This window comes from Candidatus Planktophila sp. (genome assembly GCF_044348745.1).
Taxonomy (GTDB): Bacteria; Actinomycetota; Actinomycetes; order Nanopelagicales; family Nanopelagicaceae; genus Planktophila.
Genome location: NZ_JBIKSG010000005.1, coordinates 18,869 through 42,176 on the forward strand (window position 1 = coordinate 18,869; position 23,308 = coordinate 42,176).

Sequence of the window (23,308 nt, forward strand, 5' to 3'; positions counted from 1 at the left end):
ATGAGCACAGAGATAAATATTCCTTTAGCAATCAAGCCAGTTGATGGTCGTTTTGGTTGCGGGCCCTCAAAGATTCGACCAGAGGCGCTTGCTGCATTGTCAGCTAGCGGCAATTCAATTCTAGGAACGTCACATCGACAAAAGCCTGTGAAGAATGTTGTAAAGCGTGTTCGTGAAGGCCTTACATCTTTGTTTAATCTTCCAGAAGGTTATGAAGTAGTTCTTGGTAACGGTGGCTCAACTGCGTTTTGGGATATCGCAACATTTGGTTTGATAGAAGAGCGCTCACAGCACTTGGTTTTTGGTGAGTTTTCATCCAAGTTTGCCTCAGCTGCAAAGGAAGCGCCATTTCTTGGAGAGCCAACTGTCATAAAGACTGAACCTGGATCACATCCTGTTTCTGTACTAGAGGCTGGCATCGATGTTTACGCAATGACTCACAACGAGACAAGCACCGGCGTTGCAATGCCCATCATCCGTCCAGCAGGCACCGATGGAGCTCTAGTTCTAGTTGATGCAACATCTGCCGCAGGCGGCTTATTAGTTGATGCTAAAGAGTTTGATACTTATTACTTTGCACCTCAGAAATCTTTCGCATCTGATGGCGGATTGTGGATTGCGATTATGTCTCCTGCCGCTATCGCACGGGCGGAAAAGATCAAGGCTAGCGGTCGTTGGGTTCCAGCATTCTTTGATCTCGGAATCGCGATTGAAAACTCACGCCTAGATCAGACATACAACACACCTGCCTTGGTCACTTTAATGTTGCTTGCAGAACAAATTGAGTGGATGAACTCAAATGGTGGCTTGTCATTTGCAGCAGGCCGAAGCGCCGCTTCATCTGAGATCTTGTATTCATGGGCTGAAAAGACTAGCTACACAACACCGTTTGTTACAGACCCTGCAATGCGTTCAAAGGTCGTTGGAACAATCAACCTTGATGATGCAATTGATGCAACAAAGATTTCTACAGCACTTCGCGCCAATGGGATTGTTGACACAGAGCCATATCGCAAGCTTGGCAAGAACCAGCTTCGTATCGGCATGTTCCCTGCTGTTGATCCAAGTGATGTTGAAGCACTCACAAAGTGCATCGATCACGTTGTAGCAGTCCTTTAATGCCCAAGAGTTTTCAACGCGACCGGTTCTTCTGGGTCGTAGCAGTTCAGACTGCAATAGTTAACTTCTATCTGGGTGGCTTTGGCCCTGCACAATCATTATTACGCGCAGATCAAGGCACTTCTCTGACTATCGCTGGCCTGCACGGAACTGCAATGGGTGTTGCATCAATTGCTGCGGGTTGGGCTAACCCTCGTATTGCTCATCGCTTTGGTCGCTCCAAAGCTAGTTGGATAGGCCTTGCAATATTCATTGCGGGTTTGACGCTATTCGTAGTTTCTCCCCCGGTGTATATAACAATTCCGGCAACTTTCATCACAGGCTTTGGTGTTTCTGTTGTAATCAATACGATGCTGACAAAGATGTCCTCACATTATGGAAAATCTGCAGAAGTTGCGATTCCACAAGCAAATGGAATTGCCTCGGTTGGATTTGTCACAGGCACCGCTTTGATTGGAACAATTGCAATTGCATATCCTCAGTTATGGAGATTAGGTCTTCTGCTAGCGCTGCCCGTTGCCTTAATTCTATTTTTCCTCGGACGCGAAAAAGATGAAGATGATCATGTTCCAGATGAAGAGGGACCGCAGGGCGGAAAACTCTCACGCAATTTTTGGATTGCATGGTTCGGTTTTGTTGCCTGTATTTCAAGTGAGTTTGCGACTTCGTTCTGGGCTGCTGCATTGCTTAAAGAGCGTGTTGGATCAACAGCAGCGATCTCGACTGTGGCAATTGTGGCACTCGGTACCGGTATGGGAATAGGCCGTTGGTATGGTGGCTTACTTCTGAAGAATTTTAAGTTGGATACTCAACTTCTCACAGTAATTGCAATGCAGTTCCTAGGCTTCCTGGGATTCTGGCTTTCCCACAACATGCTCATCTCCCTTGCCTGCTTATTAGTTGTTGGCCTAGGTATCTCAATGCAGTTCGCCTTGTCCTCTATTCGTTTGATTGGCTTAAGCGATGGCAGGCCTGATTTAGCTATTGGTCGAGCCTCATTGGCAGCTGGAACAGCCATCGCTGGAGCACCATTCTTGCTAGGTATTTTGGGCGACCAATACGGCATTTCACGTGCTTACATCATGGTTTTTGTATTAATCGCTATAGCTTTTGTGATTGTTAAAGCTATTCCTTCAAAGGTGCATGAGGCTGCGTAATGAGTTACAAAGTTCGACGATTAATCACACTAATTGCACTTATCGGCATACTGATAGTAATTGCAATTAGCGGTCTTTAAGAACTGCAGCAACTGAAATATCTGCTGGTAATGCGACTCGGTTCTTGTATTTGAACCAAATATATAAAGAAGCTGCCAATGAAATTCCGCCGCATGCAGCGATTGTTGGACGTATGCCAATGAGTTCGGTTGCAGAGCCAATCAACGGTGAGCCAAATGGTGTGCCACCCATAAAGATTAAAAGATAAAGACCCATTACCCGTCCACGAATTGCAGGATCTGTACTTGTTTGAACAATTGAATTGGCTGATACCAAAGTAGTTAATGCCGTCACGCCACATATCGGCAACCAAACAACATAAGAAATGTAGTTAGGCAAAACCGAAAGCACGATTATTGATGTGGAGAAGACGATACCGCCACGGATTACAAATTTTGTATTTCTAAATCGCTCAAGTCGAGCAGAGCCAATAGCGCCAGTAAGTGAACCAATTGCAATAAATGTTCCCATTAATCCAAAACTTGCTGGCCCTAAATCAAACTCCTGGGTGGCCATCAATGCATTAAAGATTTGGAAGTTAAGACCAAAAGTTGCCAAGAAGAAAACCATCAACATCACAACATAAATATCTGGGCGGGCCTTTGCATAAGCAAGTCCCTCACGGATATTGCCATCTGACTTTGCTCGATCTTGATGGAAAAAAGCTTTTTCATTCAGGTTTAAGAGCGCTCCGATTACGAAAAAGTAAGAAAGTCCATTCACAATAAAGGAAGGACCAGTTCCAAAAGCTGCAATTAAGCCTCCAGATATGGCTGGGCCAATTAGCCGCCCGGCGTTGAAATTTGCTGAGTTGAGGGAAACTGCGTTCGGAAGATCGGTTTGACCTACAACTTCTGCTGTAAAGGACTGTCGTACTGGGACATCAATTGCTGTTGATATTCCCAGAATGGCGGCGAGCACAAAGACGTGCCACAACTGAATCTGTTCAGTGATTACAAGTGCACCTAAGCCAAGGGAGGCAGCACCACCAGCAATGTTGGTCATGATTAAAACTTTACGTTTATTAAATCTGTCCGCTAGTTTTCCGCCGTGAAGAGAGAAGAACAAAACTGGGGCGAATTGAACTGCGGTTACTAAACCTAGATATGTTCCATTGTTATTTGTTAACTCTAGTACGAGCCAATCCTGAGCAATCCGTTGCGCCCAGCTGCCGATATTTGAAACTGCGTTGGCAGGAAAAAGAATTCGGTAATTACGGTGGCGAAATGAACGCCAATTACCATCCTCTTTTACTGCAAATCCCATTACTCTTCTCCCATGACTACTCGACTACGCAATGCCTTAACTCTAGTGGCAATTGGTACTACCTGCTGGGTAGTTGCTGGTGTAATTGCACTTGCTGTTAACGCAGAAGCCAAAGTGATCTGGACATGCGTGAGCGGTGCAGCACTTGGCTTAATTGGTGTTCGATACACAATTCGTCGCGAACGACGAAGTGGGATATAGATAAAGCTCTAAGCACCTAGTGCTGTTGCGATACCGCGCAGCACTCTTCCAAGACGATCAGCTTCTTGTGCATTTGGATGACGTCCATGGCGCAAACCATTTCCGACCTTATCCAGCATCTTGATTGTGTCTTCAATCATTGCTGCAAGATCATCACTATTAACACGTGAATTTTCAACTAATGATGGTGGTGCATCAATGATGTGCACTGATAGTGCTTGTGGGCCTTTGCGGCTGTCAGCAATAGAAAACTCCAGCTTTGTTCCAGGCTTTACTGTTGCAACACCTTCTGGGAGAGAAGTGGCAGCTAGATAAACATCTTCGCCTTCATCATTTGCAATGAAGCCAAAACCTTTTTCTAGTGAGAACCATTTAACGCGTCCTGTAGGCATGGGGGGCTCCTTGCTAGTTTTCTTTACTGGTATTAATCGTTATCGCGGGTGCGATAGCAGGGTCTTAGTTTAACACTGGCTCCGTGAAGGTCGCTTCCGAATGTGCTCCGCAGCCATGGTCCACGCTCACTACGCGTGCATCGTCAGGTGAAATCGCGTTAGCGCACACGCCAAATGTTGATCGTAATGAACCTGCGATAGGAATAAAGAATCCGCAGCTGTGGCACGGTTTTGGAGCTGACTGAGCAATAGGAGCGTTCGGCCCACGCTCTCCGTCATACCAGCGCTTTGCTGCTTGATCGCGACCTTCAATAGACATCACGCGCGCGCGACCTAAACCAAGTTCAATTGCCATTGCAGTATCTAAATCTTCATCTTGCGGTAACGCTTGTGCACCTGCCACTAAACGAGTGTCATCAAGTGAGCTTGGAACAATGTCACCGACTCCAACATCGCCAGGCAGAATTCTGTCGCGATATGGAATCCAATCTGGTGCACGTAGTGCATCAGGTCCAGGAATTACTACAACATCGCAAATTGTTGGCTCTGCATCGCTATCAACCTTTGCAATGGTGATGCACCAGCGCCAACCTTTATATCCTGCAAGTTTTGCTTCAAACAAATATGTCGCAACACGATTGTCATCATCAAAATCAACAGAAACAAATCCGCCAACCTGATCGCGTTGTTCTGCAACTTCAAGTGCCGCGTTTCGGGCAAGATCTTTCGCATCAAAAGCAACAGTTGTGCTTGTTGACGTCTTCTCCTGTGAAGGAGCTTTCTCCTTTTTGGAGATGAGAGATTTCTTTGCCATGGTCTAAGGGTAAAGCAGAACGCCGCCCTCGCGTTAATCGAGGACGGCATTACGCGTAATTACTGGTGCTTAGAAGTCCATATCTCCGCCGCCTTGTGGGGCAGCAGCAGCCTTTTCTGGCTTATCTGCAATAACTGCTTCTGTTGTAATAAATAGGGCAGCAATTGATGCAGCATTTTGAAGTGCAGAGCGTGTCACTTTCGCCGGATCAATAATTCCAGATTTGATCATGTCTACATATTCACCAGTTGCAGCGTTTAGACCTTGTCCTGCTGGAAGATGGCGAACCTTCTCAACAACTACTCCGCCTTCAAGCCCAGCATTAATTGCAATCTGCTTAATTGGAGCTTCGATTGCATATTCAACAATCTTTGCACCAGTTGCTTCATCGCCAGTTAAATCTGTTAGACGCTTGAACACTGCAGCGCCTGCTTGTAGAAGTGCAACGCCACCACCGGCAACGATTCCTTCTTCTACTGCAGCCTTTGCATTGCGAACTGCATCTTCAATGCGGTGCTTGCGCTCCTTGAGTTCAACCTCAGTTGCAGCACCTGCCTTGATAACAGCAACGCCGCCAGCAAGCTTTGCAAGACGCTCTTGCAACTTCTCGCGGTCATAATCTGAATCTGATGCCTCAATCTCATTGCGAATCTGCTGAACGCGGCCCTTAATCTGAGCGTCATCTCCAGCACCTTCAACAATTGTTGTCTCTTCCTTGCTGATAACAACCTTGCGAGCCTTACCTAAAAGTTCAAGCTCTGCTGCATCAAGACGAAGTCCAACTTCTTCAGAAATTACAGTTGCACCTGTCAGGATTGCAATATCTTGCAACATCGCCTTGCGGCGATCTCCAAAGCCTGGTGCCTTAACAGCTGCTGAACGGAAAGTTCCGCGGATCTTGTTCACAACTAGTGTTGCGAGCGCTTCGCCTTCAACATCTTCAGCGATGATCAATAGTGGCTTACCTGATTGCATAACCTTTTCAAGTACTGGCACTAGATCTTTGATGTTTGTAATCTTTGAGTTTGCAATCAAAACGTATGCGTCCTCTAGGACAACTTCCATGCGATCTTGATCAGTTACAAAGTATGGAGAGATGTAACCCTTATCAAAGCGCATACCTTCTGTGAGCTCTAGCTCCAAACCAAAAGTATTTGACTCTTCAACAGTGATGACGCCTTCTTTTCCAACCTTGTCCATGGCTTCAGCAATCATTTCGCCGATAGTTGCATCTGCTGCAGAGATAGATGCGGTCGCTGCGATTTGCTCCTTAGAGTCAACAGCCTTTGCCATTGAGAGAAGTTCAGCAACAATTTCAGCAACAGCCTTTTCGATTCCGCGCTTTAGCGCCATTGGATTTGATCCGGCAGCAACGTTACGCAGACCTTCGCGTACTAGTGCTTGAGCCAAAACAGTTGCAGTTGTTGTTCCGTCACCGGCAACATCATCAGTCTTCTTGGCAACTTCCTTAACTAGCTCTGCGCCAATCTTTTCCCATGGATCATCAAGTTCAATTTCCTTTGCAATGGAAACGCCATCATTAGTAATTGTTGGGGCGCCCCACTTCTTCTCGAGAACGACGTTACGTCCACGAGGTCCAAGGGTTACCTTGACCGCATCAGCCAAGATATTCATGCCGCGCTCTAAACCGCGACGTGCTTCTTCATTAAAGGCAATCTGCTTTGCCATGAGTTGTGCTCCTTGTGTTAGTACTTCGTTAGGCGGGGCGCTTTATCACTCGCACCCCGAGAGTGCTAACGCCAAATCTAGAGCCTTTATTTGGTAGGTGCAAAACGAGAGGTAAAAAGGGTTCTAGCGGGCCACGCGAGTAGCCATGCGGGCCTCGCGTAGGCGGCGCAGGCGCTTAACTAGCATGGGTGAAGCAGCTAGAGCGTCGTCGCGGTCAATCAGATCATTCAATAATTGGTAATAACGAGGAGCGCTCAGGTCGAAAAGATCCTTGATGGCTGCCTCTTTAGCCCCCGCATAGCGCCACCAGTTGCCCTCAAAATCAAGGATGCGAACTTCGAGGTCACTGAGCCCAGTGTTGATTGCAGACTCTTCTTGCGCAGACATGGGTGAAATCTTAGGTCAGGGGGCGCTAAAAGTGTGGGATTTACAGCCGTTCCAGAATGATTGAAATATCCGAAATCTTGGTCCAGGGATTGACGATTGCAAATCGCAAAATGGGTTGCCCGCGGTGTGATGACGGTGGAATAAACCCGACCTGATCTTCCAATAGTTGATCGCTCCACTTTTGATAGTCAGCTGCCACCCAACCTTTTCGAGTAAAGGCAACAATAGAAAGTTCTGGCTCGCATAACAGTTCAAGGTTTGGATGGTTACGAACTAAATCCGCTGCTTGTTGCGCAACTCTCAGTGTTTGTTCCATGGCTTCTGCATAAGCATCGGTTCCGTGCGCTGCGAGTGAAAACCAAAAAGGCAAGCCACGTGTGCGCCTAGTTAAATGAATTGCATAATCAGAAGGAGACCAGTTCTCATCTTTTAATGTATCTAAATATGAAGCGTGCTGTGAATGTGCTTGCTTTGCTAATTCAGGATTGCGATACACAAGTGCACAAGCATCATATGGAGCAAAAAGCCATTTGTGGGGATCGACAATAAATGAATCTGCCGCTTCGACACCATCGAACATCTGACGCACAGACGGTGCACATAATGCTGCTAACCCATACGCACCATCAACATGGAACCAAATGCCACGATCATGTGCGGCTTTCCCAACTCCTTTTAGGTCATCGATGATGCCAAGGTTTGTAGTGCCAGAAGTAGCAACAACTGCAAATACTCGCGCTTTTGTAGTCGCATGGAGGTGATCAATAGCCTCAGCAACTGCCGAACCTTGCAAACGTCCGTTCTTATCTACTGCAACCTTAAGTACATCCACGTCCATAACATTTGCCGCAGAAACAATTGATGAATGTGCCTCTTCGCTGCAGGCAATAACCCAACGCTCTGGATTACCCTGCTTCTTACGTGCTTCTGCGCGCGCAACCACAAGTGCCGAGAGATTTCCGATGGTCCCACCTTGCACAAAAACGCCGCCAGCAGATGCAGGTAATCCCGCTAAATCAATCAACCATTGAATAGCTTGATTTTCAGCAAAGACTGCTCCGGCACCTTCTTGCCATGATCCGCCATAGAGCGCACTTGCACCAACTACTAAATCAAAAAGGTTTGCATATTCAGTGGGAGCAGATGGGATAAATGCAAGGTTGCGTGGATGGTCGGTAGAAATACAAGCCTTAGCTAATACATTGGTAAATACTTCCAAAGCTTCATGTCCGCCTAGGCCTTTTGCGGTGATTGTGTTTCCTACTTCGTTAAACAAATCTTCAGCAGAGCGCGGACCATCTAAAGGTGGATCATCTTTCAATCGCTCAAGGCTGTACTTTAAAACTTCTGCAGCAAGTGCTTCAACTTCTGAGGTGAACTCATGCATTGATTTTGGCCTTTTTCACAATGTTTCTAATCATGGTTGGAAAAACAAACAAGTGAAAAGGTGAAACCAAATACCAATACAACTGCCCGCCTAATCCTCTCGGATTAAATGTCGCCTCTTGCACAATCTTGGTTTTTCCATTTTCACGTGTAACTGTAAATTCAAGCCAAGCCTTACCTGGCAAAACCATTTCTGCATATAACTTTAATCTGCGTCCAGGTTCCAACTCTTCTACTCGCCAAAAATCTAAACTTTCACCAACTCTTAGGAAATCTGGATCGCGACGACCGCGACGCAAACCGACACCACCGACTAGGAATCGATCTAAAACACCGCGAGCCCACCACAATAAGTCAGAACCAAACCAGCCATTCTCTCCGCCAATACGTTCAACTTGTCGCCAGACATCTTCTGCAGGAACATCAGTGATTTTTTCCCGACGATCACGCAACACCATTTCACCGGCCCAATCTGGATCTCCCTGGGCTTTTTGCCATGGCGCAGTCGGCATAGTTGCATCAGACCAGCGTGTTTCAACGTTATGGGTCGTAATTTTTGAAAGTGCTAAAGCAATAGCATTCTCAACATCTATAAGTCCTTCTGTCGGTTTTGGAATGAGTGCATCAATACTCTTTGCTGGATCTGCAACCACTTCGCTGATCAGTGAACCTACAAGTGGTCTTGCAAGTGCTGTTGGCACTGGAGTCACTAATCCAATCCACAAACTAGATAATCCCGGAGTTAATACTGGAACCCGAATAATCCAGCGCTTTTTTAGTCCTGATAACTTTGCGAACTTTTGCATCATGTCTGCATAGGACAGTACTTCGGGGCCACCAATATCAAATACTTTGTTAACTGGCTTATCTAATCGTGCAGCTGCCTTGAGGTAATACAAGACATCACGGATAGCAATTGGGTGGGTCTTATTCATGACCCATTTAGGTGTAGTCATAATCGGTAGTCGATGCGTTAAGTGACGCAGCATTTCAAAACTTGCAGAGCCAGAGCCAATAATGATTCCTGCGCGAAGTTCAAGAACTGCAACAGAAGTTGTCGCCAAAGACTTTCCTGTCATTTCCCGAGATGCAAGGTGCTTACTAATGTTTTCATCATTTGCAATTCCACCCAAGTAAATGATTTGTGAAACCCCGGATTCCTCTGCTGCCTTGGCAAAGTTGCGAGCCATCTCACTTTCAATTTCATCAAAATGGGGACCGAGATTAATTGAATGTAAAAGATAGAAAGCTGTATGAACGCCTTCCAGTGCACGCTTTAGGTCAGTGAAGTTTTCTGCACTTCCTTCACAAATCTCCACTTGAGTTGCCCATGGCTGACCCATAATCTTATTTTTGTCACGCACCAATATTCGGACATCTTCTTTTTCATCTATAAGTGAGCGAGCTAATCGACCACCGACATATCCAGATGCCCCTGTGACGAGGAACTTACGGTCCCCAATGTGCGAGTTCATGCTGGCAAGCCTAGACTTAACCCATGCAAAAGACACTCCAAAAACCTCGAGTAGTGATTTTGGGTGCCGGTTTCGGGGGCCTAACTGCAGCCCGCAAGATGGCTAAGTTTGCCGATGTCACAGTCGTTGATCGCCATAATTTCCAAACTTTTCTACCGCTTTTGTATCAGGTGTCCACAGCTGGCTTAGCCGCTGACCATGTTGCCCACCCTGTTCGCGGTGCGCTGCGCAAAACTGGAGTTCAATTTCGAATGGGAACTCCAATATCTGTAGACCACAAAAACAACAGTGTGAAATTAGATAGCAGTGAAGTTTTAGATTTTGACTATTTAATTGTCGCACTGGGATCTGCAACAGCTGATTTTGGAGTTCCGGGAGTAACTGAGCATGCCCTAGGTATGAAAAGTGTGCATGAAGCCTTAACTATTCGTGCCGAAGTTTTGAGACGTTTTGAAGATTTGTGCCGTTTTGAAGATGAAACTATTTTCTCTATTTCAGTTGTTGGTGGTGGCCCAACTGGAGTTGAAATGGCTGGTGCATTTGCAGAGCTCGTACGTGGTCCTTTAAAGAATGACCAACAGCATGCGGCGGCACATATCAAGATTAATTTGATCGAAGCGGGCTCAAGAATCTTGCCCATGTTTTCGGAAAAACTCTCAGAGCACGGCAAAAAAGATCTGGAAAAACTTGGCGTCACAGTCCACCTAAATACAGCTGTAAAAGAAATAAAGCCACGCATTATTGAAACCAGCACTGGAATTAAAATCCCATCAGAAGTAACCATCTGGGCTGCAGGCGTTAAAGGGGAACCCACGGCTGCTAAATTAAATCTGCCATTGATAAATACTCGTATCGATGTTGAAAACACCTTGCAGGTAAAGCACTACCCACACATCTTTGCCATTGGTGACATCGCAGGTTTTGTGGGAGAAAACGGGCGTATGTTGCCGATGGTTGCACCCGTTGCGTTGCAGCAAGGCCGACATGTTGCGCAGCAAATCAAGAGAATCGCAAGTGGGCAGGACCTAAAGCCATTTAAGTATCTTGATAAAGGTTCGATGGCAACTATTGGTCGTCACAAAGCAATTGTTGAAGTGAAAAACCTTCGAATGACTGGAATTCCAGCTTGGTATGCATGGTTGTGGCTGCACCTATTCTATTTGTTAGGTGGTCGCAATAAAATTGGAACCATGGCTGACTGGACCTACAACTATTTAACTTTTGATCGTGGCAACCGACATATTATGGATTCACAGTAATGCCAGAGTATTTAAATGTTGATGGACATGATCTCTACTGCTATGAATGGGAAAATGATGGCGAAGCTGTCGTTTTGCTTCATGGCGGGTTAAGCAAGACATCTAGTTGGGATTACTTACTCGTACCAGCATTAGAAGATGACTTTCATGTTTTTGCATATGACAGAACAGCACATGGTTTTACAGGTGATCGAGCCGGAAGTCTTCATTTTGAGTTTCAAGCCAAAGAAGCGATTGCTTACTTAGAGACAGTAGTTAAAGAACCTGCTCACTTAATTGGATATAGCGATGGGGGAATTATTGCCCTCATGGTTGCGATACAACGTCCAGAGTTAGTTAAATCCATTGTCGCAATTGGTGCGAATTATCATTACAGCGCACCTATGAGTGATTTCGAGGAAGTTTCAATTAGTGAGGATGATCAGGCAGAACACAATTTGATTAGCCCGGATGCACCACATACATTGTTGGAAAAGACTCTTCGCATGAATCAGATATGGAAAACTGAACCGGATATAAGTATTTCGGACATTGCTTCTATCCAATGTCCTGTATTGGTCATGGCAGGCGATGATGATGTGATTGCCCATGATCACACTATTTCCTTATATGAAGCTTTGCCTTTAGGGCAACTAGCGATCATTCCTGGAACTTCACATGGCTTAGTAAAGGAAAAGCCTGCGCTGATGCTGGCAAATATCATGCAATTCTTAGAAGACCTTACTTACCCAGTAACTCGACAAGCGATTAGACGACTTAACAATCGACCGGAGTGATTTTTCCTGTCGCAACGTCATAAATTGCTCCACCAACAACAACATCCTTATTCAGGAATGGGTACGCCCGAATACGATTTACGTCGATAGCTAATGCTGCCTCTTGGTCTGAAACTGTTCTAAATTCTAAGCTTCGTGTATCAACACCGTACTCCTTTTCGATGTATTCATGAATGTCTGCTTCTTCTGCCGAAGCCATTCGACAATTTGTGTGAGGCATAACCAGAATCTTTTTAACTCCTAGCAAGTAGGTAGCCAGCACCAAAGTACGCAATACGTCTTCAGTGACGCGTGCACCTGCATTACGCAAGATCTTGGCATCACCTGATTTCATTCCCATTACAGAAAGTGGATTGATTCGTGAATCCATGCAGGTGACAATTGCTAAACCCTTTTGAGCAACACCCGTTAACCCTGAGTACTTAAAGGTTTTGATGTATTCATCATTGGCAGCGATTTCTTCAGAGAAAAATTCATGCGGAAAGGAGTTTTCTGACATTTCAACTCCTCTCCGGAATATCCGGAGCCCCCCGTCAGGATTGAACTGACGACCTGCGCATTACAAGTGCGCTGCTCTACCACTGAGCTAGAGAGGCCTGCTCTTCAAGTTGCCTCGAATACAGCAGGGGCAATTATGGCAGCCGAAGGGCAAAACTTGAAATCGGGCTCTTGTTGCGCGCTCAGGGTAGGTTGTCCTTATGAGACTAGGCGTCCTTGATGTGGGATCAAACACCATCCACCTTCAAGTCATGGATGCCCATCCAGGAGCCCGCCCAACACCTGCAACTAATTACAAGGTTGAACTGCGCCTTACTGAATATCTAGATGTTTCCGGTGCGATCTCAGCTAGCGGAGTACAACTTCTTAATGACGCCATCCAAGAAGCGGTAGCACATGCGCGGCAAAATGAAACAGATGAAATTTTAGCTTTCGCAACTTCGGCAGTGCGCGATGCGAGCAACGGTGCCCAAATAATTGCCGATATCAATAAGAAGCATGAGATTGACCTGCAAGTTTTAAACGGTGATGACGAAGCTTCAATGACTTTCCTGGCAGTTCGTCGATGGCTCGGCTGGTCTGCCGGCAAATTATTAGTTTTAGATATTGGCGGCGGATCATTAGAAATTGCTAGCGGAGTAGATGAAAATCCAGATGCAACGATTTCTATGCCACTTGGAGCAGCTCGCTTAACGAGAGAATTCTTAAGTGGTGACCCGTATGGTTCTAAAGGAATCAAGAATTTAGAAAAGCATGCCGAAGAATTGATTAGAGATTCGATGCCAAATTCTTTAAAGTCACATGATGCGGATCATTTCGTCGCTACAAGCAAGACCTTTAGAACCTTGGCTCGTATTTGTGCGCAATGGTATGGAGATAATCCAAAGTTCATTGAGCGATCTTCGCTTAAATCTGCATTGCCACGACTTATAGAGATGACAAACAAGTCACGTGCAGAATTGCCTGGTGTTTCAGCTAGCCGTGCTCAACAGATTGTTGCTGGTGGCATTGTGGCACTTGCAGTAATGGACAGATTAGATGTTGATGAAGCTGAAATATGCCCATGGGCACTTCGTGAAGGCATTGTTTTACGCCGCCTAGACTGGTTAAGCGACTAAGCCTCCGGGGCTGACATCCAGTCAATAGCAATAATTTCACCTTCGCGGTGGTGCAAAATCCAAGCTTCTCCTGGCATTAATCCATGATCTAATTCTTTGAAGTTCTTTTTACCAATAAATTTCGCAACAATTCCAGGAATCACTGGGTTATGTCCACACACAATTGCATGAGCTTCGCTTTCAATAATGTCATTGACTACATTTATCGCAGCCTTCTTGTCCTTTTCATATGCATACTCGCTGAGTTCACTCCAATAAATCATGTCTAGTGATAATGAGCGAGCAATAGGAGCAACAGTCTCATAACAGCGCACTGCATCGGAAGTGTGGATTTCTGTTATTCCAAAAGGCAAGTACTTAGAAAGCATTCGCATTGATTGAATCTGGCCAAGCTGCGCCAAGGGACGATCTCCATCATCGCCCTCCCACTCTTCTCTAGCAATTGCTTTTCCATGGCGCAAAAGAACTAAGGGAACAGTATCTGTACCGAACTTTTCAAAATTCTTCAAAACTTCTTTGTCGCCTTCACGTGTAAGTTTATTTATTGCATCAGATGTAGTCACCCAAATTAACTGATCTACCTCTTCAGGATCCATGACACCTTTGGCATCACCAATAGCTTGGGCTGACCAATATCTAACAGTCTTGGTTGTTTCACCAACAGGATATTGAATTTTGCAAAGCTCAGGACCAAAGACAGTTTCGTATCCAGTTTCTTCAAACACCTCACGGAAAGCGCAACTTATTTCAGATTCTCCGGCTTCGACCTTCCCTTTTGGAAAAGACCAATCGTCGTAACGAGGACGGTGAATCAGGGCAACTTGAACTAAATCATCGCTTAATCGGCGCCACAGAACCGCCCCTGCTGCCTGAATTACTTGGCTTTCCACTTACCTATCCTTTGAATAGTGATCAATGAGTTCTGCATGAGCATCAATTAATCCCTTTTTGTTGGAGCGCTTCCAAGTAGTTTCATTGAGTTGCCAAGAAGAGGTCTCCTCTGAAAGTCCAAGATCTAGCAAGGCTTGGAGGCGAACCAAGTGCTCTTTTCTTTGGACCATAACAAGACTTTCAACACGTCGATCAAGGTTTCTACCCATTAGATCCGCGCTTCCAATCCAGTACTCGTCATCTCCACCATTAACAAAGTGATAGATACGTGAGTGCTCCAGGAATCGTCCCAAAATTGATTTAACAACAATGTTTTCAGAAACGCCTTTAATGCCAGGTTGCACGGCGCAAATTCCACGGATCAATAATTCAATCTTGACCCCAGCTTGTGATGCTTCATATAGCTTTGCAACAAACCCTTCATCTAAAATTGAATTAAGTTTGAATTGAATACCCGCTGGCTGCCCATTTTTGGCATGCTCAATTTCACGATCGATACGTTCAATTAAACCAGAGCGCAAGGTGCGAGGTGCTACTAATAAACGAGAGTAAGTTGACTGTGGTGCAAATCCCGACAGTTGGTTAAACAGTCGAGTGAGATCCTCGGTTAATTCAATGTCAGCGCTGAGCATTCCTAGATCTTCATACATGCGTGCAGTTTTTGGATTGTAGTTACCAGTTCCAATATGACAGTAACGACGAATGCCTTGTGGTTCATCTCGCACTACTAGTGACAATTTTGCATGCGTCTTTAAACCCATCAATCCATACACAACGTGGACACCCGCAGCTTCTAACTTGCGTGCCCAGCGCACATTGTTTTGTTCATCAAATCGGGCTCTGATTTCAATCACCGCAACAACCTGTTTGCCTGCTTCTGCAGCTTCAATTAATGCTTCAATGATTGGCGAGTCACCTGATGTGCGATACAAAGTCTGTTTAATCGCCAACACATGTGGATCTTTTGCAGCATTTTCTAAGAAGTGGACGACTGATGAAGTAAAGGATTCATAAGGGTGGTGCAGCAGAATTTCACCTTGTCGAATGGCCGAGAAAAATAGATCGCTATCTTCAGAATCCACCTCAGACAAGGCTTTGGCTGTACGGGACCTAAAAGGTGCAAACTTCAAATTTGAGAAATCAAGATCGGCAATCTTATGAAGTGAGGTCAGATTAAGCGGTGCACTCACATGGAAAATATTTTCAGCACCAATACCAAGTTCTGAGCCAAGTTTAGAAACGAGAGCTTCATCAACTCCTGCCTCAACCTCTAAACGTACTGGAGGTCCAAATCGACGACGCAATAGTTCTTGTTCAAGGGACAGCAGCAAATCCTCTGCTTCATCTTCATCTAGTTCAATATCCTGGTTACGTGTTACTCGAAATGTGTAGTGGTCTTCAATTGACATGCCAGGGAAAAGCTCTTGTAAGTGAATCGAAATCAAATCTTCAAGTGGCAGGTAGCGGGTTGAACCAAACTTTGCTGTTGCAATAAAGCGTGGCAAAATTTCTGGAACTTTAACGCGCGCAAAGAACTCTTCATGAGTTGCTGGATTCTTAACCATTACCGCAAGGTTGAGAGATAACCCGGAGATATACGGGAATGGATGCGTTGGATCGACAGCCAGTGGGGTTAGAACTGGAAAAATACGGTCCTGAAACAATTTCGCAACGTAGGCGCTTTCCGTTTCATCAAGTTGATCCCACTTAACGAATTCAATTCCGTGCTTCTTTAACTCCGGTAAAATTTCATCATGCAAGGTTTGTGATTGACGAGCAACCAACTCATTCACCTTTGTGCTAATTAATGCTAGTAACTCTTTTGGTTTATGTCCTGCAACATTTGCAGCAGTTACATCATTCTCGATCTTGCTCATCAAAGTCGCTACTCGCACCATAAAGAACTCGTCCAAGTTTGACGATGAGATTGCCAAAAAGCGCAGTCTTTCAAGAAGGGGAACAGATGAATCTTCAGCCAGTTCCAGCACCCTCTGGTCGAAAGAGAGCCAGCTGATCTCCCGATCGGTCAGATGGTCGATTTTCATGAGCAAATTCTCTCGCGATTGGGTGAACAACAGGTAATCGGTGGGCATCCCCCAGATAAACCAACCTCTCTTTTCACGCTTAGCGAAGGTGTGCTTCCCCTCTTTTCCTGAGAGACTTCCTTCCGTGATGAACAACTATTGGATGAGCCCAGAGACCACCTCGGTAAACCGTTTGCCGATGCTCAATATCGAGCACTTTGAGCAAATTTCATTGGACGGCACCTGGCGCTTTCAGTTGTTACATAGCCCGACAGAAAAGTTGGGCAAGAAATGGGCATCAATACCAGTTCCTGGCTTATGGACCATGCAAGAGCCATCTGAAGTTTTCTTTGACAAGCCAATTTATACAAACACGCAAATGCCTTTTGAAGAACTACCTCCATTTGTGCCTGCAGAAAACCCAACTGGTGTCTATGAGCGCGATTTTGAAATTCCTAAGAGTTGGAATGGCAAGCGAATAGTTTTGCACGTTGGTGGTTATGAATCTGTGGCACTTGTATACATCAATGGTGAAGAAGTTGGTCTTACCAAAGATTCACGCCTTGCCGCAGAGTTTGATGTAACACAATTTGTGCACAGCGGAAATAACGTAGTACGTATCGATGTAACTAAGTGGTCAGATGCAACATTTATTGAGGATCAAGATCAGTGGTGGCATGGTGGGATTACTCGTTCCATAAAATTGCATGCAACCAACAAAGTATTCATTGAAAGATTCAAAACAGTTGCAGGTTTAGAAAAAGATGGTTCAACTGGAACTTTGAGTATTGAAGCTGACTTAGGTTCGCTAGATAATCTCTCAACTGATGGATACACGCTACGTGCCTCAATCGCTGAATTACCTAAGGTCAAAAACGCCAATCTTTCGAAAACAATTAGAAACTTCACTCCACCAAAGTGGACTGAACGTGATGCTGACCTAAAAAAACGCAGCGATGATTATTTCCATGGAAAGTATTGGGATGGAAAACTGCCAGCAGATGCCAAAGCAGCAATCATGGAGAATGAGCCTTGGCCACATGGCAAGGTAGTGCTTCAAACCCGTATTCCAAAGGTAAATCCTTGGTCGGCAGAACTGCCAAATCTCTACACATTACACTTAGAACTCATCGATCCTGATGGTGCCGTAATCGAAGTTTCTCAGCAGCGAATTGGTTTTAGATCAATTCTTGTTAGTGGGCAAGATTTCCTAGTTAATGGTCAGCCAGTAATTTTCTATGGAATCAATCGACATGATTTCAACCGTTTCACAGGCCGTGCCTTAACTCGTGATGACATGAGACAAGATCTCCTTGAACTCAAGCGTTGGAACTTTAACGCTGTGCGCACATCCCACTATCCCAATGATGCAGCTTTCCTCGATTTGTGTGATGAACTAGGTTTCTATGTAGTTGGTGAAGCCAATATTGAATCACACGCTTTTATTTCTTCAATCTGTAATGACACCCGATACCTAACAGCCTTTGTGGATCGTGTTGGTCGGATGGTTCAGCGCGATGTTCATCATCCATCTGTTGTTATGTGGTCACTTGGCAATGAATCTGGCGCAGGCACCAATCATGAAGCTGCTGCTGCATATGCACGGAGCTTTGACCCATCACGTCCTTTGCATTACGAAGGTGGGATTCGTGGAAACTGGATGGGAAGTCATTCCTTAACAGATGTAATTGTTCCAATGTATCCAACAATTAATGCCATTAAAGAATATGCAAAGTCGCCTAAGGCTGATCGCCCATTAATTATGTGCGAGTACTCGCATGCAATGGGTAATAGCAATGGAACATTGGCAGAGTATTGGGAAGTCATTGAATCTACCCGTGGCTTGCAAGGGGGATTTATTTGGGAGATGTGGGATCACGGTCCCGTTCAAACAATGCCAGATGGCTCTAAGCGAAACGCATATGGTGGGGATTACGGCGAAACAAAACATGATGGCAATTTCTGCTGCGATGGAATGGTCTTTCCTGACCGCACAGCTAAGCCTGCAATGCATGAATTTAAGGCACTGGCCGCTCCTTTTGTTGTTAGTGCTGTTAATTCGGCAACAGGTCAGTTTAAAATCTTCAACAAGAATTTCTTTAAAGATTTAAGTGAGTACCAACTTCAATGGTCAATCACGTGTGATGGTGTTATCCAAGATGGTGGAACCGTAAAGCTACCTAAGGTAGGTCCACGAAAATCAGCTAACTTCAAGATCTCTTCTAAGAAGTTTGCAAAGGGTACTTCTCGTGGTGAGCGCTTCATTACATTCTCACTTGTTTGTGTTGCCAGCACTCCATGGGCGCTACCAATGTCAGAAATTGGTTGGAGCCAAATTGCATTGCCTTCCTCAGCCTTGGCCCCTGCTAAAAAGACACAAGAACTTGGCGATGTCGTTGATGAACATGGACAAATCATTTTGCCATACGGAATTGTTGCGCCCTCTGTTTCTTTATGGCGTGCACCAACCGATAACGACCGCATAGGACATATCGCAACTAAGTGGGAACAATATGGTGTCCGTGAGATCTCCAGAACAGATTGTGTTGTAAAGCAGTCTTCAACCTCTATCAAGATTTCAAATACTTGGGAAACAAGTACAGGTGTTTCTTTCAAGCACACACAATTGATTACTCCTGTTATCGGTGGTTTTAATGTTAAAGAATCGGTCACGATTCCAAAAGCATTCAATGACCTTGCGCGCGTAGGAACATTGTTTGAGTTGGATGGAATGTTGAGTGATCTTGTGTACTTCGGTACTGGCGCACATGAGTCATACCCTGATCGTAAGATTGGTCGTATCGCGCGTTATGTTTCAACAGTTGCTGCGCAATACATTCCATATGTTCGCCCACAAGAAAATGGCGGCCATGCCGCTGTGCGATGGTTTGAACTCACGAATTTAGCCGGAAATGGACTTCGATTCGCCATGGCCAAGCCAGCCCAAGTCTCTGTAACGCCTAACAGGGATGGAGATTTGGCTGATGCCACCCATGATGTTGAGGTCAAAGCCTGCGGTAATACCGTTGTTCATATTGATGCGGCACATCGCGGTGTTGGAACAGCTTCTTGTGGCCCAGATACTTTAGACAAGTACCTTGTTAAGACCGGTGTCCACACATGGGAATGGACTGTTACACAGATCTAATTAGCTTGGTTCTTAATCTAAATGAGATAGCGGCCAATTAATTGCAATTGGATATTTGCAGGTTCTTCCATCGCCAGATGATTTACCGCGCGCACGTCTCCACATCCATGGCAGTGCAAAGGTTGCAAACCAAGCAATAGTCACAGCTCCTTTTACAAACTGTGGAGTTGGCTCTTGTGGCGCTAAAGGTCTGCGCCATGATGGATCAAATGGAAGATCAATTGTTTCTAAGACTGCTTGTGCTACGCGATCATGTCCCATTGGGTTTAGATGCAAACGATCAAATGCTAAGAAGCGCGGATCTTTAAATGCTTCTTCTTCATTAGCATCACAAAGAATTGCCCCGACTTCTTCTGCCATTGCTCGCACATTGTCATTAAAGACTCTAAAACGTGCTTGCCAAGACTCAGCAAGGCGGCCACTGCTTCCACTATCTTCAAGAACTGTAAACAACATCACGGTTGCACCAGATGCTGCAACTTTGCGCACAGCCTCTGCATACATAGGCAAAGTTGCATTTGGGTTGAACTTAGGCCGAATAACGTCATTTGCACCAGCATGAAAGGAAACCAGTGTTGTTTTATCAATCACCTGGGCAATGGCTGGCTCTAGTTGCTCATCAATAACTTGCTTTAACAGCTTGCCCCGGATTGCCAGGTTTGCATATTGAAATCCAATTTGATTAGCAGCCATCACATCAGCTACACGATCAGCCCATCCACGATACTGACCATATTTTTTCTCATCACACATGCCTTCTGTAAATGAGTCTCCGATAGCAATAAAACGATTGTATTTCATGGCTTTTGCCTACTTTTCGCGGCGCTGCTGATCTACGTGGAACAGCGCGATTGAGGTTGCAACGCTTGCATTGAGTGATTCAGTTGAAGCGCTAATTGGAATCGAGACAACAAGGTCGCACTTTTCTTTTGTAAGACGTGCAAGACCTTTTCCTTCAGAGCCAACAATGATCATCAAGGGCTCTGTTGCAACCTTCATATTGCTAATGGTGTCATCTGATTCCCCATCAAGACCAACAACAAACATCCCAGCTTTCTTAGCTGCATCGATGGTTCGGGCAAGATTAGTAATTTGTGCAATTGGTAATCTGGCAGCCGCTCCTGCAGAAGATTTCCAAGCAGAGGCCGTCATGGTTGCTGCACGACGTTCAGTCATAATTACACCTGCAGCACCAAATGCAGCAGCAGAACGAATAATTGCACCAAGGTTACGTGGATCGGTTACGCCATCTAAGGCAACGATTAGCGATGGATACTTTGCTCGTTCCATAATCTCTTCAAAACTTGAGTATTGGAAAGGTTTAATGGCAAGGATGATTCCTTGGCTATTTGGAGAAATACCTTCTACTTCAGCACGATGTGCTTCACGAATCGGCAATCCGTAATGGAGTGCAAGTTTTAAACTTTCTGCAACACGATCATCGACATCAATACTTCGTGCGACTAACAATTCAGTTGATGGAACGTTCTCACGTAGGGCTTCGAGTACCGCGTTACGTCCTGCAACGATTTCACCGCGTGGGCGATCACCCTTTGGAACGCGAGGTGAGCGAGTCTCCTTCTTTTCAGCCGCCTTCTTGCGCTTTGCAGCTGCGTGATAAGGACGGTCTTCAGCCTTTGGAGTTGGACCTTTTCCTTCAAGACGTCGCTTGTTGTTTCCACCAGTGCCGGCAGATGGTCCCTTTTTTGATTGGCGAATAGCGCCTTTGCGGGATGAATTGCCAGCCATTGTTATTCTCGTTTCGTTTATGTTATTTGTTAAGAAATAGACCAGCGTGGCCCTTGAGCAGTATCCTCAATTGTAATTCCTAAAGCAGCAAGCCCATCACGGATTGCATCAGAGGCAGCAAAATCCTTGCGTTCACGGGCTGATGCACGCTCTGCGAGAGCTAGTTTGATGACACCATCTAGCGCTCCTGTGAGATCCGAACCACTAGATGAGGCAAAAGCAGGATCAAATGGATCACAACCCAGAACTTCAAGAGCTCCACGAATTTCATCAGCATTTTTAGAAATGGCGGCAGTGTCATTATCTGTAATTGCTTGATTTCCTAATCGCAGATTTTCACTAATTGTTGCAAGGGCAGCAGGCACAGCCAAGTCATCGTTCATCGCAGCAGTAAATTCTGCATTAATGCGCGGAGTTGGCTGAGCTCCAATGAGTTCAGTTGCACGATTTAAGAAGTTTTCGATCCGGCGGAAATTAGTTGCCGCCTCTTTCAGAGCCTCTGGTGAATACTCCAGCATTGAGCGGTAGTGCGCACCACCTAGATACCATCGTAATTCAATGCCGCGAACATCTTTCAAAATTTCATGAACCTGCAAAGTGTTTCCCAAAGATTTTGACATCTTCTCGCCAGATTGTGTAACCCAAGCATTGTGTAACCAGCGTTGTGCAAATCCATATCCTGCAGCTTCTGATTGTGCGATTTCATTTTCATGATGAGGGAAAACTAGATCTAATCCCCCGCCATGAATATCGAAAGTTTCACCGAGGTAGGCATGCGCCATTGCTGAACATTCTAAATGCCAGCCAGGACGTCCTGGGCCCCAAGGGGTTGGCCATGACGGTTCTCCTGGTTTAGCAGCTTTCCATAAAGCAAAGTCGCGTACATCTTTTTTATAGGTTTCATCGGCATCTGATGCGGGCTGCAAATCATCAATGTGTTGACGAGACAAGATTAAGTATCGCTTGAGCTTTCGAACTTCAAGATAAACATCACCATTACCTGGTGCATATGCAGCGCCTATTTCAATGAGTTGGTCCATCAACTCAATCATTTGCGTGATGTGGCCAGTTGCTCGCGGTTCATATGTTGGCGGCAAAACATTGAGCGATGCATATGCCTCGGAAAAAATTCTTTCGTACTTCATCGCCAACGCCCACCAAGGCATCTTTTCAACTAGGGCTTTCTGCAAAATCTTGTCATCGATGTCAGTGACATTTCGAATGAAGGTAACCGAATATCCACTCTTTGTCAGCCAACGTCTCAAAACATCAAAGTTAACGCCGCTTCTAACATGGCCAATGTGCGGTGCTGCTTGCACCGTTGCTCCACACACATAGATAGAAACCTGTCCTGCAACTAGTGGCTTGAACTCACTTACTTCGCGGGTTGCAGTGTCATAAAGATTCAAACTCATGGGGCTTGCACCAAAGCATTAGCAATTACGTAGATACCTTCGCCTCTGCCTGTAAAACCCATTTGATCTGAAGTTGTAGCGGCAACTGAAACAGGTGCTCCCAGTGCATCACTTAAAACCTTTTGTGCTTCATCCCTGCGCGCAGTGATTTTTGGTTGATTTCCAACGATCTGCAAAGAAACATTATTAATTACAAAACCTTTGGCAGTTACAAAATTACGGAGTTTTTCAATCATCGCTACCCCAGAGGCTCCAGCCATTTCAGGTGAATCAACACCAAAGAAACTCCCGACATCGCCTAGCTGGCATGCTGACAACACTGCATCACACAAAGCATGCACGGCAGCATCACCATCAGAATGTCCTAGTAAGCGAGGAGTTTCGGGCCATTGCAGTCCCGCCAGTGAACAAGGTCCGCTATCCCCAAATTTGTGGGCATCCACACCGACACCGGTGCGAAGTTTGGAGATGTTCATTGTCTAAG

General features: G+C 45.4%; 21 protein-coding genes and 1 tRNA gene. 7 read left to right on the forward strand and 15 right to left on the reverse strand.

What is annotated here, in order from left to right; genetic code table 11:
- Entirely contained in the window at window positions 1-1,119 is a 1,119-nt protein-coding gene (serC, locus tag AC9UH7_RS01815; RefSeq protein WP_509594287.1) for a phosphoserine transaminase, read from the forward strand.
- Window positions 1,119-2,276, forward strand: a complete 1,158-nt coding sequence (locus AC9UH7_RS01820) for an MFS transporter (protein ID WP_509594289.1) — start codon at window positions 1,119-1,121, stop codon at window positions 2,274-2,276. The genes serC and AC9UH7_RS01820 overlap by 1 nt, the downstream gene beginning before the upstream one ends.
- A gap of 66 nt (window positions 2,277-2,342) precedes the next feature.
- On the opposite strand, the gene AC9UH7_RS01825 is transcribed toward AC9UH7_RS01820, so the two are convergent.
- A complete protein-coding gene (locus AC9UH7_RS01825; protein ID WP_509594292.1) occupies window positions 2,343-3,602 on the reverse strand; it encodes an MFS transporter in 1,260 nt (419 codons plus the stop codon).
- 12 nt (window positions 3,603-3,614) lie between these two features.
- Between AC9UH7_RS01825 and AC9UH7_RS01830 the strand changes: the two genes are divergently transcribed.
- Window positions 3,615-3,803 carry a DUF2530 domain-containing protein gene (locus tag AC9UH7_RS01830; protein ID WP_509594295.1) on the forward strand — a complete coding sequence of 63 codons (189 nt, stop codon included), beginning with the start codon at window positions 3,615-3,617 and terminating at the stop codon, window positions 3,801-3,803.
- A gap of 8 nt (window positions 3,804-3,811) precedes the next feature.
- Here AC9UH7_RS01830 and AC9UH7_RS01835 read toward each other — a convergent pair whose 3' ends face one another.
- From AC9UH7_RS01835 to AC9UH7_RS01860, 6 genes are all read right to left on the reverse strand, one after another.
- Window positions 3,812-4,195, reverse strand: a complete 384-nt coding sequence (locus tag AC9UH7_RS01835) for a cold-shock protein (protein ID WP_509523851.1) — start codon at window positions 4,193-4,195, stop codon at window positions 3,812-3,814.
- A 64-nt stretch (window positions 4,196-4,259) separates the two neighbouring features.
- Entirely contained in the window at window positions 4,260-5,009 is a 750-nt protein-coding gene (locus AC9UH7_RS01840) for a DUF3027 domain-containing protein (protein ID WP_509594298.1), read from the reverse strand.
- Between the two features lie 69 nt (window positions 5,010-5,078).
- Entirely contained in the window at window positions 5,079-6,698 is a 1,620-nt protein-coding gene (gene groL, locus AC9UH7_RS01845) for a chaperonin GroEL (protein ID WP_509594300.1), read from the reverse strand.
- Window positions 6,699-6,821: 123 nt separating this feature from the next.
- Window positions 6,822-7,085 (reverse strand): DUF3263 domain-containing protein, encoded by a 264-nt coding sequence (locus tag AC9UH7_RS01850; RefSeq protein WP_509594303.1) that lies wholly within the window; start codon window positions 7,083-7,085, stop codon window positions 6,822-6,824.
- Window positions 7,086-7,125: 40 nt separating this feature from the next.
- Window positions 7,126-8,472 carry a pyridoxal phosphate-dependent decarboxylase family protein gene (locus tag AC9UH7_RS01855; protein WP_509594305.1) on the reverse strand — a complete coding sequence of 449 codons (1,347 nt, stop codon included), beginning with the start codon at window positions 8,470-8,472 and terminating at the stop codon, window positions 7,126-7,128.
- Window positions 8,465-9,946 (reverse strand): SDR family oxidoreductase, encoded by a 1,482-nt coding sequence (locus AC9UH7_RS01860; protein ID WP_509594307.1) that lies wholly within the window; start codon window positions 9,944-9,946, stop codon window positions 8,465-8,467. Before AC9UH7_RS01860 ends, AC9UH7_RS01855 begins: the two co-directional genes overlap by 8 nt.
- A 23-nt stretch (window positions 9,947-9,969) precedes the next feature.
- Here AC9UH7_RS01860 and AC9UH7_RS01865 point away from each other — a divergent pair, with 23 nt between their 5' ends.
- A complete protein-coding gene (locus tag AC9UH7_RS01865; RefSeq protein ID WP_509594310.1) occupies window positions 9,970-11,205 on the forward strand; it encodes an NAD(P)/FAD-dependent oxidoreductase in 1,236 nt (411 codons plus the stop codon).
- Entirely contained in the window at window positions 11,205-11,981 is a 777-nt protein-coding gene (locus tag AC9UH7_RS01870) for an alpha/beta fold hydrolase (protein ID WP_509594312.1), read from the forward strand. The genes AC9UH7_RS01865 and AC9UH7_RS01870 overlap by 1 nt, the downstream gene beginning before the upstream one ends.
- Here AC9UH7_RS01870 and AC9UH7_RS01875 read toward each other — a convergent pair.
- The gene (locus AC9UH7_RS01875; RefSeq protein WP_509594314.1) at window positions 11,962-12,480 is read right to left on the reverse strand and encodes a beta-class carbonic anhydrase; all 519 of its coding nucleotides are present in this window, start codon (window positions 12,478-12,480) and stop codon (window positions 11,962-11,964) included. The two genes, AC9UH7_RS01870 and AC9UH7_RS01875, sit on opposite strands and share 20 nt — an antisense overlap.
- 25 nt (window positions 12,481-12,505) lie before the next feature.
- Window positions 12,506-12,577, reverse strand: a tRNA-Thr gene (locus AC9UH7_RS01880).
- A 102-nt stretch (window positions 12,578-12,679) separates the two neighbouring features.
- Between AC9UH7_RS01880 and AC9UH7_RS01885 the strand changes: the two genes are divergently transcribed.
- Window positions 12,680-13,597, forward strand: a complete 918-nt coding sequence (locus AC9UH7_RS01885) for a Ppx/GppA family phosphatase (protein WP_509594317.1) — start codon at window positions 12,680-12,682, stop codon at window positions 13,595-13,597.
- On the opposite strand, the gene AC9UH7_RS01890 is transcribed toward AC9UH7_RS01885, so the two are convergent.
- The gene (locus tag AC9UH7_RS01890; RefSeq protein WP_509594320.1) at window positions 13,594-14,487 is read right to left on the reverse strand and encodes an NUDIX hydrolase; all 894 of its coding nucleotides are present in this window, start codon (window positions 14,485-14,487) and stop codon (window positions 13,594-13,596) included. The genes AC9UH7_RS01885 and AC9UH7_RS01890 overlap by 4 nt on opposite strands.
- The gene (locus tag AC9UH7_RS01895) at window positions 14,488-16,581 is read right to left on the reverse strand and encodes an RNA degradosome polyphosphate kinase (protein ID WP_509594322.1); all 2,094 of its coding nucleotides are present in this window, start codon (window positions 16,579-16,581) and stop codon (window positions 14,488-14,490) included.
- A 79-nt stretch (window positions 16,582-16,660) separates the two neighbouring features.
- Here AC9UH7_RS01895 and AC9UH7_RS01900 point away from each other — a divergent pair, with 79 nt between their 5' ends.
- The gene (locus AC9UH7_RS01900; protein WP_509594377.1) at window positions 16,661-19,660 is read left to right on the forward strand and encodes a glycoside hydrolase family 2 TIM barrel-domain containing protein; all 3,000 of its coding nucleotides are present in this window, start codon (window positions 16,661-16,663) and stop codon (window positions 19,658-19,660) included.
- A gap of 12 nt (window positions 19,661-19,672) precedes the next feature.
- Here the strand turns inward: AC9UH7_RS01900 and AC9UH7_RS01905 are convergent, their stop codons facing one another.
- From AC9UH7_RS01905 to ispF, 4 genes are read right to left on the reverse strand one after another with little or no spacing between them, the layout of a single operon-like run.
- Window positions 19,673-20,461, reverse strand: a complete 789-nt coding sequence (locus tag AC9UH7_RS01905) for an SGNH/GDSL hydrolase family protein (RefSeq protein ID WP_509594325.1) — start codon at window positions 20,459-20,461, stop codon at window positions 19,673-19,675.
- A gap of 9 nt (window positions 20,462-20,470) precedes the next feature.
- Window positions 20,471-21,409, reverse strand: a complete 939-nt coding sequence (rlmB, locus tag AC9UH7_RS01910) for a 23S rRNA (guanosine(2251)-2'-O)-methyltransferase RlmB (protein WP_509594327.1) — start codon at window positions 21,407-21,409, stop codon at window positions 20,471-20,473.
- Between the two features lie 29 nt (window positions 21,410-21,438).
- Entirely contained in the window at window positions 21,439-22,824 is a 1,386-nt protein-coding gene (gene cysS, locus AC9UH7_RS01915) for a cysteine--tRNA ligase (protein WP_509594329.1), read from the reverse strand.
- Window positions 22,821-23,300 (reverse strand): 2-C-methyl-D-erythritol 2,4-cyclodiphosphate synthase, encoded by a 480-nt coding sequence (gene ispF, locus AC9UH7_RS01920; RefSeq protein WP_509594332.1) that lies wholly within the window; start codon window positions 23,298-23,300, stop codon window positions 22,821-22,823. The genes cysS and ispF overlap by 4 nt, the downstream gene beginning before the upstream one ends.
- Window positions 23,301-23,308: the final 8 nt, after the last annotated feature.

Coding starts and splice junctions, on each gene's coding strand:
- AC9UH7_RS01885 (WP_509594317.1), top strand. CDS start 12,680: ATGAGACTAGGCGTCCTTGATGTGGGATCAAACACCATCCACCTTCAA.
- AC9UH7_RS01860 (WP_509594307.1), bottom strand. CDS start 9,946: ATGAACTCGCACATTGGGGACCGTAAGTTCCTCGTCACAGGGGCATCT.
- AC9UH7_RS01835 (WP_509523851.1), bottom strand. CDS start 4,195: ATGCCTACAGGACGCGTTAAATGGTTCTCACTAGAAAAAGGTTTTGGC.
- cysS (WP_509594329.1), bottom strand. CDS start 22,824: ATGAGTTTGAATCTTTATGACACTGCAACCCGCGAAGTAAGTGAGTTC.
- groL (WP_509594300.1), bottom strand. CDS start 6,698: ATGGCAAAGCAGATTGCCTTTAATGAAGAAGCACGTCGCGGTTTAGAG.
- AC9UH7_RS01865 (WP_509594310.1), top strand. CDS start 9,970: ATGCAAAAGACACTCCAAAAACCTCGAGTAGTGATTTTGGGTGCCGGT.
- AC9UH7_RS01895 (WP_509594322.1), bottom strand. CDS start 16,581: ATGCCCACCGATTACCTGTTGTTCACCCAATCGCGAGAGAATTTGCTC.
- AC9UH7_RS01875 (WP_509594314.1), bottom strand. CDS start 12,480: ATGTCAGAAAACTCCTTTCCGCATGAATTTTTCTCTGAAGAAATCGCT.
- rlmB (WP_509594327.1), bottom strand. CDS start 21,409: ATGGCTGGCAATTCATCCCGCAAAGGCGCTATTCGCCAATCAAAAAAG.
- AC9UH7_RS01850 (WP_509594303.1), bottom strand. CDS start 7,085: ATGTCTGCGCAAGAAGAGTCTGCAATCAACACTGGGCTCAGTGACCTC.
- AC9UH7_RS01905 (WP_509594325.1), bottom strand. CDS start 20,461: ATGAAATACAATCGTTTTATTGCTATCGGAGACTCATTTACAGAAGGC.
- serC (WP_509594287.1), top strand. CDS start 1: ATGAGCACAGAGATAAATATTCCTTTAGCAATCAAGCCAGTTGATGGT.
- AC9UH7_RS01825 (WP_509594292.1), bottom strand. CDS start 3,602: ATGGGATTTGCAGTAAAAGAGGATGGTAATTGGCGTTCATTTCGCCAC.
- AC9UH7_RS01900 (WP_509594377.1), top strand. CDS start 16,661: ATGAACAACTATTGGATGAGCCCAGAGACCACCTCGGTAAACCGTTTG.
- AC9UH7_RS01855 (WP_509594305.1), bottom strand. CDS start 8,472: ATGCATGAGTTCACCTCAGAAGTTGAAGCACTTGCTGCAGAAGTTTTA.
- ispF (WP_509594332.1), bottom strand. CDS start 23,300: ATGAACATCTCCAAACTTCGCACCGGTGTCGGTGTGGATGCCCACAAA.
- AC9UH7_RS01830 (WP_509594295.1), top strand. CDS start 3,615: ATGACTACTCGACTACGCAATGCCTTAACTCTAGTGGCAATTGGTACT.
- AC9UH7_RS01820 (WP_509594289.1), top strand. CDS start 1,119: ATGCCCAAGAGTTTTCAACGCGACCGGTTCTTCTGGGTCGTAGCAGTT.
- AC9UH7_RS01840 (WP_509594298.1), bottom strand. CDS start 5,009: ATGGCAAAGAAATCTCTCATCTCCAAAAAGGAGAAAGCTCCTTCACAG.
- AC9UH7_RS01870 (WP_509594312.1), top strand. CDS start 11,205: ATGCCAGAGTATTTAAATGTTGATGGACATGATCTCTACTGCTATGAA.